Here is a 16,556-nt window from a genome sequence, read left to right as displayed (position 1 = left end):
TTAGAATGAAATCGAACCGTCAGGCCCGTCATGTTCTCGGACTGGACCACAAAATCTCCAATCAACGTAAAACCGTAACCGAAGGCGACAAAACCAGCGTGGTCAACAACCCTACCGGAAGAAAACGCCGCGCTGACGCCAAGTAATACCCCGCACGTTATACTGAATAATGATGATATACACCATTGCAACCGCAGTGGTGTTTTTGCTTATAAAACCCCTTAACCCATTCACAATGCTTTATACTTCGGCCGTTTCCCTGGCGGAAGGCAACCTACGATCATAAACAGTGCCAGGGAGGGTTATTCAAAAAAGAGTGAGTGACATGGAAAACGAAACTAACAAACTGCGTTCCCTTTACATCCCTTACGCTGGCCCGGTACTGCTGGAATTTCCCTTACTGAACAAAGGGAGTGCTTTCAGTGTGGAAGAACGCCGTAACTTCAACCTGCTGGGGTTACTGCCGGAAGTGGTCGAGACGATTGAAGAGCAGGCCGAACGCGCCTGGATCCAATATCAGGGATTCAAAACGGAAATCGACAAACATATCTACCTGCGCAACATTCAGGATACCAACGAAACCCTGTTTTACCGACTGGTACAAAACCATCTTGATGAGATGATGCCGGTTATCTATACCCCGACGGTGGGTGCCGCCTGTGAGCGTTTCTCCGAGATTTATCGTCGCGCGCGCGGCGTGTTTATCTCCTACCAGAACCGCCATAACATGGACGATATCCTGCAAAACGTCCCGAACCACAATATCAAAGTTATCGTCGTGACCGACGGTGAACGTATTCTGGGTCTTGGCGACCAGGGGATCGGCGGGATGGGCATTCCTATCGGCAAACTGTCGCTGTACACCGCCTGTGGCGGCATCAGCCCGGCCTACACCCTGCCGGTAGTGCTGGATGTCGGTACCAACAATCAGCAGTTGCTGAACGATCCGCTGTATATGGGCTGGCGTAATCCGCGCATCACCGACGATGAATACTACGAATTTGTTGATGAGTTCATCCAGGCGGTGAAACATCGCTGGCCCGAAGTGCTGCTGCAGTTTGAAGACTTCGCGCAGAAAAACGCCATGCCGTTGCTGACCCGCTATCGTGATGAAATTTGCTCGTTTAATGACGATATTCAGGGCACGGCGGCGGTTACCGTCGGGACGCTGATTGCGGCCAGCCGCGCGGCGGGCAGCCAGTTGAGCGAACAAAATATTGTCTTCCTTGGTGCGGGGTCCGCCGGTTGCGGGATTGCCGAGCAGATCATCGCGCAGATCCAGCGTGAAGGATTAAGCGAAGAGGCCGCGCGTCAGCGTGTGTTTATGGTTGACCGCTTTGGTCTGTTAACCGACAAAATGCCGAACCTGCTCTCGTTCCAGACCAAACTGGTGCAAAAACGCGAAAACCTGCAGCACTGGGATACGAAAGAAGATGTGCTGTCTCTGCTCGACGTGGTTCGCAACGTGAAGCCGGACATTCTGATTGGTGTCTCCGGTCAGACGGGCCTGTTTACCGAAGAAATTATTCGCGAGATGCACAAGCACTGTCCGCGCCCAATCGTCATGCCGCTGTCTAACCCGACATCGCGCGTGGAAGCCACACCGCAGGATATTATTGCCTGGACCGAAGGCAATGCGCTGGTGGCTACCGGTAGCCCGTTTGCCCCGGTCGCCTGGAAAGATAAAATCTACCCGATTGCCCAGTGTAACAACGCCTATATCTTCCCGGGTATCGGTCTTGGCGTGATCGCCTCTGGCGCCAAGCGCATCACTGATGAAATGCTGATGTCGGCCAGCGAAACGCTGGCACAGTATTCACCGCTGGTGTTGAACGGCGAAGGGCTGGTATTACCGGAACTGAAGGATATTCAGACCGTTTCCCGCGCCATAGCCTTTGCCGTCGGTAAAATGGCCCAGCAGCAAGGCATGGCAGTGAAAACATCGGCTGAAGCCCTGCAGCAGGCAATTGACGAGAATTTCTGGCAAGCAGAATATCGCGACTACCGTCGTACCTCTATCTGACGGTTTACCCGGCGGCGCCCTGCCGCCGGGTGTTCAACACTTGCACAATTCAGCGACTTGCGATTACACTTTCACCATCGATTAACATTCGGGAAAAACTAAGGAGGATACTTATGATGTACTGTGAACGTTTGATCGTTTCACATGCTTTTGGCGATCGCCAGTGCTCAAGCGTTATCGGTATCGTGCTGCGATAACTTCTGCTTGAGCGAAGCTAACTTCTAAATCCCCTTCTCTCGGGCTTACCGGGTTATCGTCAGCGATGTTTGACGAGGCGTTTTTACGTCTGTAACTCTTGAGTAAGCAACAATGAGCACATTACTAACCGCACAATCCTTACACGTTGATACGGCATTTGGCACGCTATTCGACGATCTCACTTTTACCCTGAAAAAAGGCGACCGCATTGGGCTTATCGGCTACAACGGCTGCGGCAAAAGCACGCTGTTAAAACTGCTGGATGGCACGATTTCTCCCACCAGCGGATCCATTGCCCAGGCACATCACTGTCATCTTGCGCGCGTAGAACAGCATTTGCCGGATGAGATCCTGCCGCTAACACTCCAGGAAGCCGTACTGGCACAACTTCCCGAGCATGAACGCGCGGGTCAGCAATGGCGGGTTGAGTCACTACTCGCAGAAATGGGCTTTACGCCGGAGAATTTGCACCTCACCGCACAAACACTGAGCGGCGGCCAGCACACGCGCCTGCTGCTGGCCCGCGCGCTGATGCGCAATCCCGACCTGCTGTTGCTGGATGAACCGGGTAACCATCTGGATTTGCCCACATTGCTGTGGCTGGAGCAGTTTTTACAGCGCTGGTCCGGCAGTTTTGTGGTGGTGTCTCACGATCCACAATTGCTGGATGCAGTGACGCACGGAACGTGGATCCTCCGGGATCATTCCCTGCATGCGTTCGATCTCCCCTGTAGTGCGGCGCGCCAGGCGTTGGTGGACAGAGATGCCAGCGATGCCTTGCGCCATAAGGCAGAACAAAAGGAAATCGATCGCGTTACTGCCAGCGCCAAACGTCTGGCCACCTGGGGACGGGTCTACGACAACGAAGATTTGTCTCGCAAAGCCAAACAGATGGAAAAACAAGTGCAGCGCCTGAAGGATGACCAGACGGATGTCACCGCCGGAAGTCAGTGGTCACTAACATTGAATGGCGATGCCCTGCGTGCCGACCGCTTGCTGGAAATGACAGACCTCCCCGTCTCTCCGGCAGCGGATGCGGCAACGCTGTTTTCCATTGCCGGTATTCGCATCAAAAGCGGCGATCGCGTGGCGATTGTCGGGCGTAACGGCTGTGGAAAATCGTCGCTATTAAAGCTTATCTGGCAGCAATATCAGACGCAAATGACCTCGACATCGCTGGTGCTGCACCCGCGGGTGACGCTGGGGTATTACGACCAGTCGCTCAACCAGCTTGCGGATGACGATTCGTTGTTCGAGGCTCTCGAGCCATTTGCCCCGCAGCCGGATGTGCGCAAAATGGCACTGATTAGCGCGGGGTTCCCGTGGATCCGCCACGCTCAACGGGTCAGCACCTTAAGCGGCGGCGAACGTTCGCGCCTGCTGTTTATCGGGCTGACACTTGCCCGCTATAGCCTGTTGATGCTCGACGAGCCGACCAACCATCTGGATATGGAAGGCAAAGAAGCGCTGGCGCACACGCTGCAACACTTCAGCGGCGGCGTGCTGCTGGTCAGTCATGACCGTCAGCTTATCCGCCAAAGCTGCAACCGCTTCTGGTTTATTGATGAGGGTGAACTTAGCGAATGGCACGACCTGGAAGCGATTAACGCCCGCATTCAGGAAACCGCCAGTGAGCTAGCGGCGAGCAAAACGGTGGCAGAGGTTGTTTCTGATCCGCATCATCATGGCGACGAAATACTGGAGAAACTTCTCGAGCTGGAGCTGCGGCTGTCCGATGACCTGGCACGCAAAACCAAACATCAAAAACCGCAGTTGCAGGCACAATGGCGCAAGGAGATTGAGCATCTGAATTCACTGCTGGACTAAAACGGTTGCCGGATGGCGGCATTATGTCGCCGTCTGGCGAATCTTGCGCGCCGCTTTCCATTTATCCCCCCGCCCGCTTTTCCTTTTACCGCACTCGCTGCACACTTTGGCAAAATTCGGCTATTAGCGTTGCGTTCAGCGGAACATTAATGATAATGTTCCTTTTGAGGGAACAAGGAAGGTATGGATGATCATGAACTTCAGACACAAAGGATTGCGCGACTTGTTTCTTCAGGGGCGAACATCAGGCGTGACGGCGAAGCATGTCCGGCGATTGCGGCACCGACTTGCCGTTATTGATGCAGCGAGCCATGTAACAGATATCAATATGCCTGGTTATAAACTGCATGCGTTAACGGGCGATCGCGACGGCGTTTGGTCGATTTCTGTTTCAGGCAACTGGCGTATTACGTTTGAATTCGTTAATGGCGATGCATATATACTGGATTACGAGGACTATCATTGATGAAAATGGCTAATCATCCCCGTCCGGGGGATATTATTCAGGAAGCGCTGGATGAGTTAAACGTCAGCCTGCGCGAATTTGCCAGAGCAATGGAGATTGCCCCCTCAACCGCGAGCCGACTGTTAACGGGCAAGGCAGCATTAACCCCGGAAATGGCGATCAAACTTTCAGTGGTGATCGGCAGTTCGCCCGAAATGTGGTTGAATCTGCAGAATGCCTGGAGTCTGGCTGAAGCGCAAAAAAGCGTGGATATCTCACGTCTGCGCAAACTGGTAGCACAGTAACGGTATTGTAGGCTGGATAAACCTGCGCTATCCGGCAGGTCTTAATGGACAAAAAAATGGCGCTACATCGGTAGCGCCATTTTTATCAGCAGAACGTCAATGGGTTATTGCAGCCCTTGCTCGTTCTCTTTTTTGGCTTCGGCTTTTTCGACTTCGCGATACCAGCGTGGGTGATGCTTCTTCGCCCAGCGGCGGCTGACCTTCCCTTCGACCATGCCTTTAATCGATCCTTTCACCCAAAATGCCATGTACATATGGATGAGGATGGCGTGCATCAAAATAATACCCGCCGCAGCGTGGATCAGCAGGCTGTAACGCACAACCTGCATTGGGAAGAACTGCGCAAAGTACGGACGCCAGATAATCACCCCGGTGATCAACAGCACAAAAATCATGCTCATGATCGACCAGAACATCATTTTTTGTCCGGCGTTGTACTTACCGACGTCCGCCACTTTGTGTTCATTGCCCTTCAGCACTTCCACAATGTTTTTCAGCCACGGAATATCTTTCTTATCCGGGATGTTGTGGTGCACAAAGCGCACAAACATGAACATCAGCGCGACGAAAATCAGCAGACCGAAGAATGGGTGCAAAATGCGGCCCATTTGCGGTGTACCGAAGGTCTGCGTCAGCCACTGCAGCGTCGGGAAGAAAAACGAAATCCCCGACAGCGACACCAGAAAGAAGCAGATCACCACTGTCCAGTGACAGGCGCGGTCGATAAACTTCGTGCGCACAATCATTTTCGACTTACTCATGATGATCCTCCTCGTCGTCGTCCACTTCCTTGTTCGGGCCAATACCGATGTAGTGATAAATCAGCCCGGCGAAGGTGGCGATAAATCCGGCGGCGGCCAGCGGTTTCAGTGCCCCTTTCCACAGATTGATAGAAGTATCTATCTGCGGATCTTTTGGCAAACCGTGGTACAACTCCGGCTGGTTGGCGTGATGCAGGACGTACATAACGTGCGTTCCACCCACACCCTGCGGGTTGTAGACACCGGCATGTTCGTAGCCGCGCGATTTCAGTTTCTCCACGCGCTGCTCGGCCATTTCCAGCATCTCTTGCTTGGTGCCGAAATGTATCGCCCCGGTCGGACACGTTTTCACGCAGGCAGGTTCCTGCCCGACGCTCACGCGATCCACACACAGCGTACATTTATACACGCGGTTATCCTCTTTATTGAGGCGCGGAATATTAAATGGACACCCGGCAATACAGTAACCGCAGCCAATGCAATGCTCTGACTGGAAATCAACAATCCCGTTGGCGTACTGGATGATGGCTCCGGCAGACGGGCACGCCTTCAGGCAGCCCGGATCTTCACAGTGCATACAGCCGTCTTTACGAATCAACCATTCCAGCTTGCCATTCTGTTCGGTTTCGGTAAAACGCATCACCGTCCAGGATTTGGCGCTGAGATCGGCAGGGTTGTCGTACACCCCGACGCAATGGCCGACTTCATCACGGATATCGTTCCACTCTGAACATGCCACCTGACAGGCTTTACACCCAATACAAGTGGAAACGTCAATCAGCTTCGCGACTTCTGCTTTGTAATCACGTGCCTGAGGAGGCGGCGTGATGGAGTTGGTAGCGGACCTTTTGATGATGTCCTGCGTTTCCATAGACATATGATCGCCTCCCTTACGCCTTCTCGATGTTAACTAAAAACGCTTTGTATTCAGGCGTTTGCGAGTTTGCATCACCGACATTTGGTGTCAGGGTGTTGGCGATAAAGCCTTTACGCGCGACTCCTTCAAAGCCCCAGTGAATCGGGATCCCCACCGTCTCTACCTGCTGACCGTTGACGTTCAGCGAGCGCAGACGACGCGTCACCACCGCAACCGCACGAATGAACCCGCGCTTGCTGCTGACTTTCACGTGATCGCCGTTGGCAATCCCTTTCGCCGCCGCCAGCGTTTCGCTGATTTCCACAAACTGCTCTGGCTGGGCAATCGCATTCAACAACGCGTGCTTGGTCCAGGTGTGGAAATGTTCGGTCAGACGATAGGTCGTACCAACATATGGGAAGTCATTCTTGTTCCCCATACGTAACGCATCCGCTTCGTACAAACGTGCAGCCGGGTTAGAGATGACGTTCGGGTGCAGCGGGTTGGTGCCCAGCGGCGTTTCCATCGGCTCGTAGTGTTCCGGGAACGGCCCTTCCGCCAGCTTGTCGATGGCGAACAGACGACCCAGACCTTCCGGTTGCATGATAAACGGATTGGTCGCGCTACCTGGCGGTGCGTTGTTGAAGTCCGGGATATCGTTACCCGTCCACTTCGTTCCGTTCCACTTGATCAGCATACGCTTCGGATCCCACGGTTTACCCTGCGGATCGACCGATGCGCGGTTATACAGCACGCGGCGGTTCAGTGGCCATGCCCATGCCCAACCCAGCGTATTCCCCAGCCCCGACGGGTCAGAGTTATCGCGGTTAGCCATCTGGTTGCCCTGCTCGGTCCAGCTACCGGTGTAAATCCAGCAGGAGGATGCCGTGGTACCGTCATCACGCAGCAGCGCAAAGCTGTTCAGCAACTGGCCTTTCTTCGCAACCAGCACGCCGTTGGCATCATAGAGATCTTCCAGCGCATAGCCGTTGTTCTCTTTCGCCACTTCTTCTGAATGCGGTTCGTCCGGCTGCTTGTAGCTCCAGCTCATTTTCAGTACTGGTTCTACGCCTTTACCACCTTCAGTGCGATACATATTGCGCAGACGATGGTAAATACCGGCCAGAATTTCGCCGTCATTGCGCGCTTCGCCCGGTGCATCCTGACCTTTCCAGTGCCACTGCAGCCAGCGTCCAGAGTTGGCAATTGAGCCGTCTTCTTCCGCAAAGCAGGTTGATGGCAGACGGAACACTTCGGTCTGGATAGTCGACGGATCGACATCGTTCGATTCGCCATGGTTTTGCCAGAACGTTGAGGTTTCTGTCACCAGCGGATCGATAACCACCAGATACTTCAGTTTGCTCAGCGACTGCACCACTTTGTTTTTGTCCGGGAAGGACGCAACCGGGTTAAAGCCCTGACAGATGTAGCCGGTGACTTTCCCGCTATCCATCATGTTGAAGTATTTAATGACGTCGTAGGACTGATCCCACTTCGGCAGCCAGTTAAAGCCCCAGTCATTGTCTTTTTGCGCCGCATCGCCGTAGAAAGATTTCATCAGGCTAACGAAGAACTTAGGATAGTTACCCCAGTAGTTCACCTGATCGGCCAGCGTGGCTTTTGGTGTATTCGCCGTCAGATACGTTTGCAGATCGGTCTGTTTCTCAGACGGCAGCGTCAGATAGCCCGGCAGGCTGGTAGACAGCAGACCTAAGTCGGTTAACCCCTGAATGTTGGAGTGACCGCGCAAAGCGTTGACGCCGCCACCGGCCATCCCCATGTTACCCAACAGCAACTGGATCATCGCCATGGTGCGGATGTTCTGCGCGCCCACGGTATGCTGAGTCCAGCCCAGTGCGTACAGGAAGGTGGTGGTACGATCGGCCGCGCTGGTAGAGGCCAGCACTTCACACACTTTCAGGAAGTCGGCTTTTGGCGTACCGCAGATGTTTTCCACCACGTCCGGCGTATAGCGGGAAACGTGCTGTTTCAGCAAGTTCCAGACACAGCGCGGATGGGACAGCGTTTCATCGCGTTTGGCGTAGCCGTTTTCATCGAACTGGTAGTTCCACGACGATTTATCGTATTGACGTTTTTCTGCGTCGTAGCCGCTGAACAGACCATCTTCGAAAGCAAAATCATCCCGCACCAGCAGGCTGGCGTTGGTATAGTGCTTAACGTATTCAGCGTTAATTTTGTTGTTTTCAATCAGGTACAGCAACACACCGGAAAGGAACGTAATGTCCGTACCGGAACGAATCGGCGCGTAAATATCCGCGACGGAGGCTGTACGTGTAAAACGGGGATCGACAACAATCAGCGTGGCATCATTGTTGTTCTTGGCTTCCATCGCCCAGCGGAATCCCACCGGATGTGCTTCAGCGGCGTTACCGCCCATCACCATCACGACGTTAGCGTTTTTGATATCAACCCAGTGGTTGGTCATCGCACCGCGACCAAATGTTGGAGCAAGACTTGCTACCGTTGGTCCGTGTCAGACGCGCGCCTGGTTATCTACCGCCAGCATGCCGAGTGAGCGCACAAATTTTTGCGTCAGCATGCCAGTTTCATTACTTGCCGCAGATGCGCACAGCATCCCGGTTGAAAGCCAGCGGTTTACCGTTACGCCCTGCTCATTCTTCTCAATGAAGTTGGCGTCACGGTCAGCTTTCATTAATTTTGCAATGCGGGTGAATGCTTCATCCCAGCTAATGCGCTGCCATTTATCGGAACCCGGTGCACGATATTCAGGATAACGTAAACGGTTTTCACTGTGTACGTAGTCCAGCAATCCTGCGCCCTTCGGACATAATGCCCCACGGCTCACCGGATGATCCGGATCCCCCTCGATATGGTAAATCGATTCTTTGGCATTTTTTGCTCCATCACCCAGGCTATACATTAATAGCCCGCAACCTACGGAACAGTATGTGCAGGTGTTTCGGATCTCTTTCGCGCGTATCAGCTTGTAATTTCGCGCCTGAGCCAGAGCCATCTTGGGTGCAAAACCCAGTGCGGCTACCGTTGTTCCCGCCATACCGCCCGCGCAGATTTTAAAGAATTGTCTGCGGCTGACGTCCATTGCTTTCCTCTTTTTTGCAGGGATGCGTACACTGGCACCTTCTCGTTGCACTAAAGCGGCAGCTTGAAAGGTGATGTGTACAACTTCGCGACGAAACTAACAGCTATATCCATAAATTTTTTGCGTCAAATCAATAACGAAACGGTTCCGCTACTAAATAGTGCAGTTTGTTTAACCCTCATACCCACAAGGGGTTAGCCAAAAGCTAATTCGTTAGCGTGCTACGACCTAAAAGTGCTATACATTTCAGCTCCATTTTTTTGCCAGTACTATGGACAGACAAACCGAATGACAAAACAAAAAGCAACGTTGATTGGGCTTATCGCCATCATACTCTGGAGCACCATGGTTGGGCTGATCCGTGGCGTTAGCGAGGGACTGGGGCCTGCAGGCGGCGCTGCCATGATCTTTTCTTTAAGCGGTCTGCTGCTAATATTCACCGTGGGCTTCCCGAATATCCGTCAGTTTCCTGTTCGCTATTTAATCGCCGGCAGCGTACTGTTCGTTAGCTATGAAATATGTTTAGCGTTAGCGCTGGGCTATGCCGCCACCCGCCACCAGGCGATTGAGGTCGGTATGGTTAATTATCTCTGGCCCAGCCTGACCATATTGTTTGCGATATTATTTAATGGTCAAAAAACAACCTGGCTGGTTATCCCCGGATTAATCGTGGCATTGACCGGCGTTTGCTGGGTATTAGGTGGAGATAATGGACTTAACTTAGGTGAAATTATCAGCAACGTCGCCAGTAGCCCGCTCAGTTATTTTCTCGCTTTTCTTGGCGCATTTATCTGGGCGACCTATTGCACTGTGACCAATAAATATGCAAAAGGCTTTAACGGCATCACCGTGTTCGTTTTACTGACGGCCACCAGTTTGTGGATTTATTATTTTATTACGCCACAACCTGAGATGGTGTTCAGCACGCCAGTGACCATTAAACTGTTTACCGCCGCATTAACCTTAGGATTTGCCTATGCGGCGTGGAATATAGGTATCCTGCACGGGAACGTCACGGTTATGGCCGTTGGCTCTTATTTCACACCGGTCCTCTCTTCAGCACTTGCCGCCGTGCTGCTGAGCGCCCCGCTGTCATTTTCGTTCTGGCAAGGTGCACTGATGGTCTGCGCTGGCTCTTTGCTGTGCTGGCTGGCAACACGCCGCGCCTGAAAAAAGACGCCGGGTGGAGCCTAAAAACGAAATCCGGTTATATTATCGTCACATTAATGGATATTTATTGTTCATTCTGCTTGTGTTTTATGTTTTATTTTGTTTAATTAAATGTTAAATATATGGTAATTAATTAACCCGTGAAAGTATTGCATGGTTATCTATATCCCTCTAAATGTATATATTACACATGCGCAATTAACGCTAATTAAACCATAGTCAGCATAATAGTTCCTTGTGTAAATATACCCATATCGATAAATCACATATTACGACTAATATAATCAGTTGTATTAAGTAGATCTAGATCACACAACTTCAAATATTCTGCAATATTATGAAACTTATTATTGAACTCATACCACAAGGTCATTTAAAAATAGTTCGCCATTGACGAACCCCTTCGTTTAGCAATGGTTTAGGAATCACACCAAGAAGAAAATTATAAGGATTATTTAGAATGAAACTTAAATTAGTTGCAGTGGCAGTGACTTCCCTGTTGGCAGCAGGTGCGGTAAACGCAGCTGAGGTATATAACAAAGACGGCAACAAACTGGATCTGTACGGTAAAGTTCACGCTCAGCATTACTTCTCTGACGACAACGGCAGCGATGGCGACAAAACTTACGCACGTATGGGCTTCAAAGGCGAAACCCAGATCAACGACCAGTTGGTTGGTTATGGCCAGTGGGAATACGAATTTAAAGGCAACCGTTCTGAAAGTCAGGGTTCCGAAGCAGACAAAACCCGTCTGGCATTCGCTGGCCTGAAATTCGCTGAATACGGTTCTTTCGACTACGGCCGTAACTACGGCGTAGCTTACGACATCGGCGCATGGACCGACGTTCTGCCTGAGTTCGGTGGTGATACCTGGACCCAGACTGACGTGTTCATGACCCAGCGTGCTACCGGCGTTGCAACCTACCGTAACACCGACTTCTTCGGTCTGGTTGAAGGTCTGAACTTTGCCGCGCAGTACCAGGGTAAAAATGACCGTAGCGACGTTCAAGAAGCGAATGGCGACGGTTTCGGTCTGTCTACCACTTATGAGTACGAAGGCTTCGGTGTAGGTGCAACCTATGCGAAATCTGACCGTACCGACGAGCAGAACAACCGTAACAACATCTTCAAAGCTAATGGTGAAAACGCTGAAGTATGGGCTGCTGGCCTGAAATATGATGCGAACAACATCTACCTGGCAACCACATACTCTGAAACCCGCAACATGACCACTTATGGTTCCAACGTTGCCGGTATCGCTGAGAAAGCGCAGAACTTTGAAGCTGTGGCTCAGTACCAGTTCGACTTCGGTCTGCGTCCGTCCATCGCTTACCTGAAATCCAAAGGTAAAGACATTGCCGTCTTCGGCGACCAGGATCTGGTTGAATACGTAGACCTGGGTGCGACCTACTACTTCAACAAAAACATGTCCACCTTCGTTGATTACAAAATCAACCTGCTGGATGACAACAACTTCACACGTATTGCTGGTGTAAGCACCGACAACGTTGTGGCTGTTGGCCTGAACTACCAGTTCTAATTTTGTTGTAAGTGAAATACAAAGCCAGTCCTCTACGGGCTGGCTTTTTCTCTTGAAGTAGACTCGGTCATAAGGAGTATGACGTGCAGACGTTCACAGGTCGTTGTCTTTGCGGACAAAGTCATTTTACCGTTAACGTCGACATGCTTGATGTCTATGCCTGCCACTGCACGCTGTGCCAGAAGTGGTCTGGCGGCATCGCCATGTATCTGGAAGCCAGCGGTCATCCGCTGATGTCGCCAGAATCTGCGGAACCTTCGCACTTTCCTTCTTCAAATCGTGGTGAACGTTTCTTCTGTTCCGGTTGCGGGTGCCCGCTGTGGTTTACGCTGACCGACAGCGAACGCTACTTTATTCCGTGGACATTGCTGGAACTGAACGAAGTAGACCGCCGCCGCCTGATTTTAGCGGCAGAGATCTACACCGAAACACAGCCTGCGTTCTGGAGACTGACGGGGCAATACGCTCGACTGAGTGGAAAAGAAGTCGAAGAGATGGATTACCCCTGCCATTTAGCCCACTAGTTATTGCTGTTTCACTTTTGCCAGACTGAACCACATTCCTACCGCCAGGACGATCAGCATGCTGCCCGCGCTGCTCAATGCCACGCTATGCGACCAGGTAAAGGCGTCTCTGGCGGCCGTCAACAGCGCCTCACTGAGTGAGGGCGGAAGCGAGTGCGCCAGCTGTACCGCTTCCCCCATCGATGATGAGGCGCGCTCAAGCTCCTGCGGGTTAAGTCCTGCAGGCGGCAGAATTGACGCGGAAAAACTGCGGCTTAGCAGTAAACCAAAAATCGCGATCCCCAGACCCGCACCCAACTCGTAGGCCATGGTTTCGATAGCCCCGGCAGCGGCCGCTTTTTCTGCGGGTGCCGCCGCCATAATGGCCGCCGTGGAGGCTAACAGCGCGCTGGCGGCACTGAAGCCCAACAGGGCCATTAATATCCAGGCCTGGATCTGCTGGGTGCTAAAATCGGTCATCGCCAGCCCATAGAAGCTGACGGCACTCAGCGCCATGCCCGCGGTAGCCACGCAACGTAGTCCCAGACGCGATACCAGCATCCCGGCAATCGGCCCGCTGAATCCACTGGCCAGCATCACCGGCAGCATAAAGAGACCCGCCTGATACGGTGTTAATCCGTGCACAAACTGCAGTTCCTGGGCCATTAATAGTTCAAAGCCTACCAGGGTTATCATCGCGGTCATTGCCATGACAACGCCGCTTAAGATAATGCGATGGGTAAACAGTCGCATATCGATCATCGGGCGCGATGCGGCAAGCTGGATGCGCACGAACTGCCCCAGCAGTAAAGCGCCCACCAACAGCGTCAGCACAATCACGCCCGTCGCGATGTGTCCCTTCAGCGCCGTTTTCGCGCTATACACCAGCAGCAGAATGGCGACAATCAGCATAATCGCATGACCGAAATTTAATGACTGATCGCGACGACCGGTTTGGCGCGGAACGTAACGCGCGGTCAATGCCATCACCACTAACACAATCGGCACATTGATTAAGAATACAGAACCCCAATAGAAGTGCTCCAGCAGCATACCGCCAACCAGCGGACCAAATGCTGCCCCGCCGGAACCGACCGCCGCCCAGACGCCAAGCGCCATATTACGGTGGCGCTGTTCAGCAAAGGTTGCACGAATACCGGCCAGCGTCGCCGGGACGATCATTGCCGCACCAATTGCCAGCACGGCGCGCGTGGCGATAAGCCATCCGGCGGTATGGGCAAAGGCTGCAGCCAGCGAGGCCAGACCAAACAGGCCTCCGCCCAACAGCAGCAGGCGTTTAAAGCCAATGCGATCGCCCAGTGCCCCCATCGGCAGCACCATCCCTGCCATCACCAGGGAATAAATATCAATGATCCACAGCAGCTCGTTACCACTGGCACCCAGCGTCATACTCAGCGTGGGCGCGGCAACGTGCAGCACCGTTGCATCAATCGCAACAGGGATGTAGACCAGCACAATAATCACTAACGTTAACCACTGACGAAACATAAAACTCCCTACAAAACTTAAACTGGACACATGTCCAGCTTTAACGATCCTACGGAAAATTGAACATATGTCCAACTTTTTGTTAGACTGCCTTCAACGTAGGTAGAGGGGGATGTATGAGTTATTTGAATCGGGATGAACGTCGGGAAGTGATCCTGCAGGCGGCAATGCGCGTCGCGCTGGAAGAAGGGTTTAGCGCCATGACGGTACGACGCATTGCAACCGAGGCGAAAGTGGCGACCGGCCAACTGCATCACCATTTCACGTCAGCTGGTGAGCTTAAGTCTCAGGCGTTTGTTCGTCTGATTCGTACCCTGCTTGATGCGGAACAGGTCAGCGAAGGTGCGACCTTCCGCGAGCAACTCCACGCTATGCTTGGCAGTGATGACGGCGGGTTTGAGCCGTACATTAAACTCTGGCGAGAAGCGCAGATCCTGGCTGACAAAGACCCCGAAATCAAAAGCGCCTACCTACTGACCATGCGCATGTGGCATGAAGAAACAACGGCGATCATTCTTCGCGGACAGCAAGAAGGTGAGTTTTTGGCCGAACCGGATGCCGCCGACGTCGCCTGGCGCTTGATCGGTCTAGTGTGTGGCCTCGACGGTATGTATGCGCTGGGGATGTCAGAAATGGCGGATCCAGCCTTTACACGGCATCTGGATCGAATGATTCGTCTGGAGCTGTTTAGTTAATGTTATTGATACATTAATAATGTATCTTTTATATTTACAATTAGTAACACATAAGCAACGCTTAATTCTCCACTCACTCCGCACTATTGCGCTTTTTTATCTATCCTTTCATTCAATATTCTTAACGCTTTTCAATAATTTCTAATCAGGGCCAGTACGGCTCTGTATGCGTTTATTTCTTGAACGACGTGCGCATGTGAGGATAATATGTCACCTTCAAATGAGAAAAATAATCGTTATCTTTTAACCGACTGGAAACCAGAAAATGCCGCCTTTTGGGAAAATAAAGGTAAGCATATTGCCCGAAGAAACCTCTGGATATCAGTCAGTTGTCTCCTTCTTGCGTTCTGTGTCTGGATGCTATTTAGCGCCGTAGCAGTAAACTTAAATAAAATTGGTTTTAATTTCACCACCGATCAACTTTTTTTATTAACCGCATTACCGTCCCTTTCTGGTGCAATATTACGCGTCCCCTACTCCTTTATGGTGCCTATATTTGGCGGCCGCCGCTGGACGGTTTTTAGCACTGCGATTCTTGTTATCCCGTGCCTGTGGCTCGGATTTGCGGTGCAAAATACAGCTACTCCGTTTGGCGTATTTATCGTTATTGCGCTGATGTGTGGTTTTGCTGGCGCCAACTTTGCCTCCAGCATGGGCAATATCAGTTTCTTCTTCCCGAAAGCGAAGCAAGGCAGCGCACTCGGCGTTAACGGCGGTCTCGGCAATCTGGGCGTCAGCGTGATGCAATTGATCGCTCCACTGGTGATTTTTCTGCCTATTTTTACCTTCCTCGGCGTCCAGGGCGTGCCGCAACCTGATGGTTCGTTACTGTCATTGACCAACGCCGCCTGGATTTGGGTGCCGTTGCTGCTGCTCTCCACTCTGGCAGCGGGCATCGGCATGAACGATATCGCCAGTTCCAAAGCCTCTATCGCCTCACAGCTGCCGGTACTGAAGCGTTTTCATCTGTGGCTGTTAAGCCTGTTGTATCTCGCCACCTTCGGTTCATTTATCGGTTTTTCCGCCGGGTTTGCCATGCTGGCCAAAACCCAGTTTCCTGACGTGAATATTCTGCAGCTGGCGTTCTTTGGGCCGTTTATCGGCGCACTGGCGCGCTCTGCGGGCGGCGTTATCTCGGACAAGTTTGGCGGTGTGCGGGTGACGTTAATCAACTTTATGTTTATGGCACTGTTTAGCGGCCTGCTGTTCCTCACCTTGCCGGGTTCGGGTTCTGGAAACTTCACCGCCTTCTACTTGGTGTTTATGGGACTGTTCCTGACCGCCGGTCTGGGCAGCGGCTCAACTTTCCAGATGATTGCGGTGATCTTTCGCAAAATAACCATTTACCGCGTGAAATTGCACGGTGGTACGGAAGAACAGGCCCAGCGCGAAGCAGTAACCGACACCGCAGCGGCCCTTGGTTTTATCTCGGCCATTGGCGCAGTGGGTGGTTTCTTTATTCCGAAAGCCTTCGGTACCTCGCTGGCGCTGACTGGATCACCAGTGGGCGCCATGAAAATATTTTTAGTGTTTTACATCGTCTGCGTGCTGGTGACCTGGCTGGTCTATGGCCGCAAATCACAAAAAAAATAACAACTATTTGGCCTGCAGATCGTAGGCAGCGTCCATTAGGAGCAGGAGA

At 52.2% G+C, this 16,556-nt stretch carries 14 protein-coding genes; 10 read left to right on the top strand and 4 right to left on the bottom strand.

Annotated elements, in window-relative coordinates; all coding sequences use genetic code 11:
* The first annotated feature begins 5 nt into the window (after positions 1–5).
* The 5 genes from sra (at position 6) to IB214_RS11800 (ending at position 4,798) form a co-directional block, all read left to right on the top strand.
* The gene (gene sra, locus IB214_RS11820; protein ID WP_096757036.1) at positions 6–146 is read left to right on the top strand and encodes a stationary-phase-induced ribosome-associated protein; all 141 of its coding nucleotides are present in this window, start codon (positions 6–8) and stop codon (positions 144–146) included.
* A gap of 179 nt (positions 147–325) precedes the next feature.
* Positions 326–2,023 (top strand): malate dehydrogenase, encoded by a 1,698-nt coding sequence (gene maeA, locus IB214_RS11815; RefSeq protein WP_115258488.1) that lies wholly within the window; start codon positions 326–328, stop codon positions 2,021–2,023.
* Between the two features lie 309 nt (positions 2,024–2,332).
* Positions 2,333–4,048 carry an ABC-F family ATP-binding cassette domain-containing protein gene (locus IB214_RS11810; protein WP_117342798.1) on the top strand — a complete coding sequence of 572 codons (1,716 nt, stop codon included), beginning with the start codon at positions 2,333–2,335 and terminating at the stop codon, positions 4,046–4,048.
* Positions 4,049–4,235: 187 nt separating this feature from the next.
* Positions 4,236–4,514 (top strand): type II toxin-antitoxin system RelE/ParE family toxin, encoded by a 279-nt coding sequence (locus IB214_RS11805; protein ID WP_096757033.1) that lies wholly within the window; start codon positions 4,236–4,238, stop codon positions 4,512–4,514.
* Positions 4,514–4,798, top strand: coding sequence for a HigA family addiction module antitoxin (locus IB214_RS11800; protein ID WP_096757032.1), 285 nt, complete (start codon positions 4,514–4,516; stop codon positions 4,796–4,798). The genes IB214_RS11805 and IB214_RS11800 overlap by 1 nt, the downstream gene beginning before the upstream one ends.
* A gap of 104 nt (positions 4,799–4,902) precedes the next feature.
* Here the strand turns inward: IB214_RS11800 and fdnI are convergent, their stop codons facing one another.
* The 3 genes from fdnI to fdnG are packed head-to-tail and all read right to left on the bottom strand — an operon-like array spanning position 4,903 to position 9,497.
* The gene (gene fdnI / locus IB214_RS11795) at positions 4,903–5,559 is read right to left on the bottom strand and encodes a formate dehydrogenase-N subunit gamma (protein WP_096757031.1); all 657 of its coding nucleotides are present in this window, start codon (positions 5,557–5,559) and stop codon (positions 4,903–4,905) included.
* Positions 5,552–6,436 (bottom strand): formate dehydrogenase N subunit beta, encoded by an 885-nt coding sequence (gene fdnH, locus IB214_RS11790; protein WP_115258486.1) that lies wholly within the window; start codon positions 6,434–6,436, stop codon positions 5,552–5,554. The genes fdnI and fdnH overlap by 8 nt, the downstream gene beginning before the upstream one ends.
* Before the next feature lie 13 nt (positions 6,437–6,449).
* A complete protein-coding gene (gene fdnG / locus IB214_RS11785; protein ID WP_117342799.1) occupies positions 6,450–9,497 on the bottom strand; it encodes a formate dehydrogenase-N subunit alpha in 3,048 nt (1,015 codons plus the stop codon).
* Between the two features lie 288 nt (positions 9,498–9,785).
* Between fdnG and yddG the strand changes: the two genes are divergently transcribed.
* The 3 genes from yddG to IB214_RS11770 all read left to right on the top strand — a co-directional run bounded on the left by yddG (position 9,786) and on the right by IB214_RS11770 (position 12,731).
* Positions 9,786–10,667 carry an aromatic amino acid efflux DMT transporter YddG gene (gene yddG / locus IB214_RS11780; RefSeq protein WP_117342800.1) on the top strand — a complete coding sequence of 294 codons (882 nt, stop codon included), beginning with the start codon at positions 9,786–9,788 and terminating at the stop codon, positions 10,665–10,667.
* 460 nt (positions 10,668–11,127) lie between these two features.
* Positions 11,128–12,207 (top strand): porin OmpD, encoded by a 1,080-nt coding sequence (gene ompD, locus IB214_RS11775; RefSeq protein WP_115258483.1) that lies wholly within the window; start codon positions 11,128–11,130, stop codon positions 12,205–12,207.
* A 143-nt stretch (positions 12,208–12,350) separates the two neighbouring features.
* Positions 12,351–12,731 carry a GFA family protein gene (locus IB214_RS11770; RefSeq protein ID WP_096759399.1) on the top strand — a complete coding sequence of 127 codons (381 nt, stop codon included), beginning with the start codon at positions 12,351–12,353 and terminating at the stop codon, positions 12,729–12,731.
* Here the strand turns inward: IB214_RS11770 and IB214_RS11765 are convergent, their stop codons facing one another.
* Positions 12,732–14,219 (bottom strand): MFS transporter, encoded by a 1,488-nt coding sequence (locus tag IB214_RS11765; RefSeq protein WP_096757025.1) that lies wholly within the window; start codon positions 14,217–14,219, stop codon positions 12,732–12,734.
* A gap of 116 nt (positions 14,220–14,335) precedes the next feature.
* On the opposite strand from IB214_RS11765, the gene IB214_RS11760 reads away from it, so the two are divergent.
* Together IB214_RS11760 and IB214_RS11755 are read left to right on the top strand one after the other, a co-directional pair.
* Complete coding sequence (locus IB214_RS11760) at positions 14,336–14,914, top strand: TetR family transcriptional regulator (protein WP_115258482.1); 579 nt, start codon at positions 14,336–14,338, stop codon at positions 14,912–14,914.
* Between the two features lie 207 nt (positions 14,915–15,121).
* Positions 15,122–16,507 carry a NarK family nitrate/nitrite MFS transporter gene (locus IB214_RS11755; RefSeq protein WP_096757020.1) on the top strand — a complete coding sequence of 462 codons (1,386 nt, stop codon included), beginning with the start codon at positions 15,122–15,124 and terminating at the stop codon, positions 16,505–16,507.
* Positions 16,508–16,556 lie beyond the last annotated feature (49 nt).

It is taken from the genome of Citrobacter sp. C1 (assembly GCF_014596895.2).
In the GTDB taxonomy this organism is placed as follows: domain Bacteria; phylum Pseudomonadota; class Gammaproteobacteria; order Enterobacterales; family Enterobacteriaceae; genus Citrobacter; species Citrobacter gillenii.
This window is presented reverse-complemented; position numbering and strand designations above follow the sequence as displayed.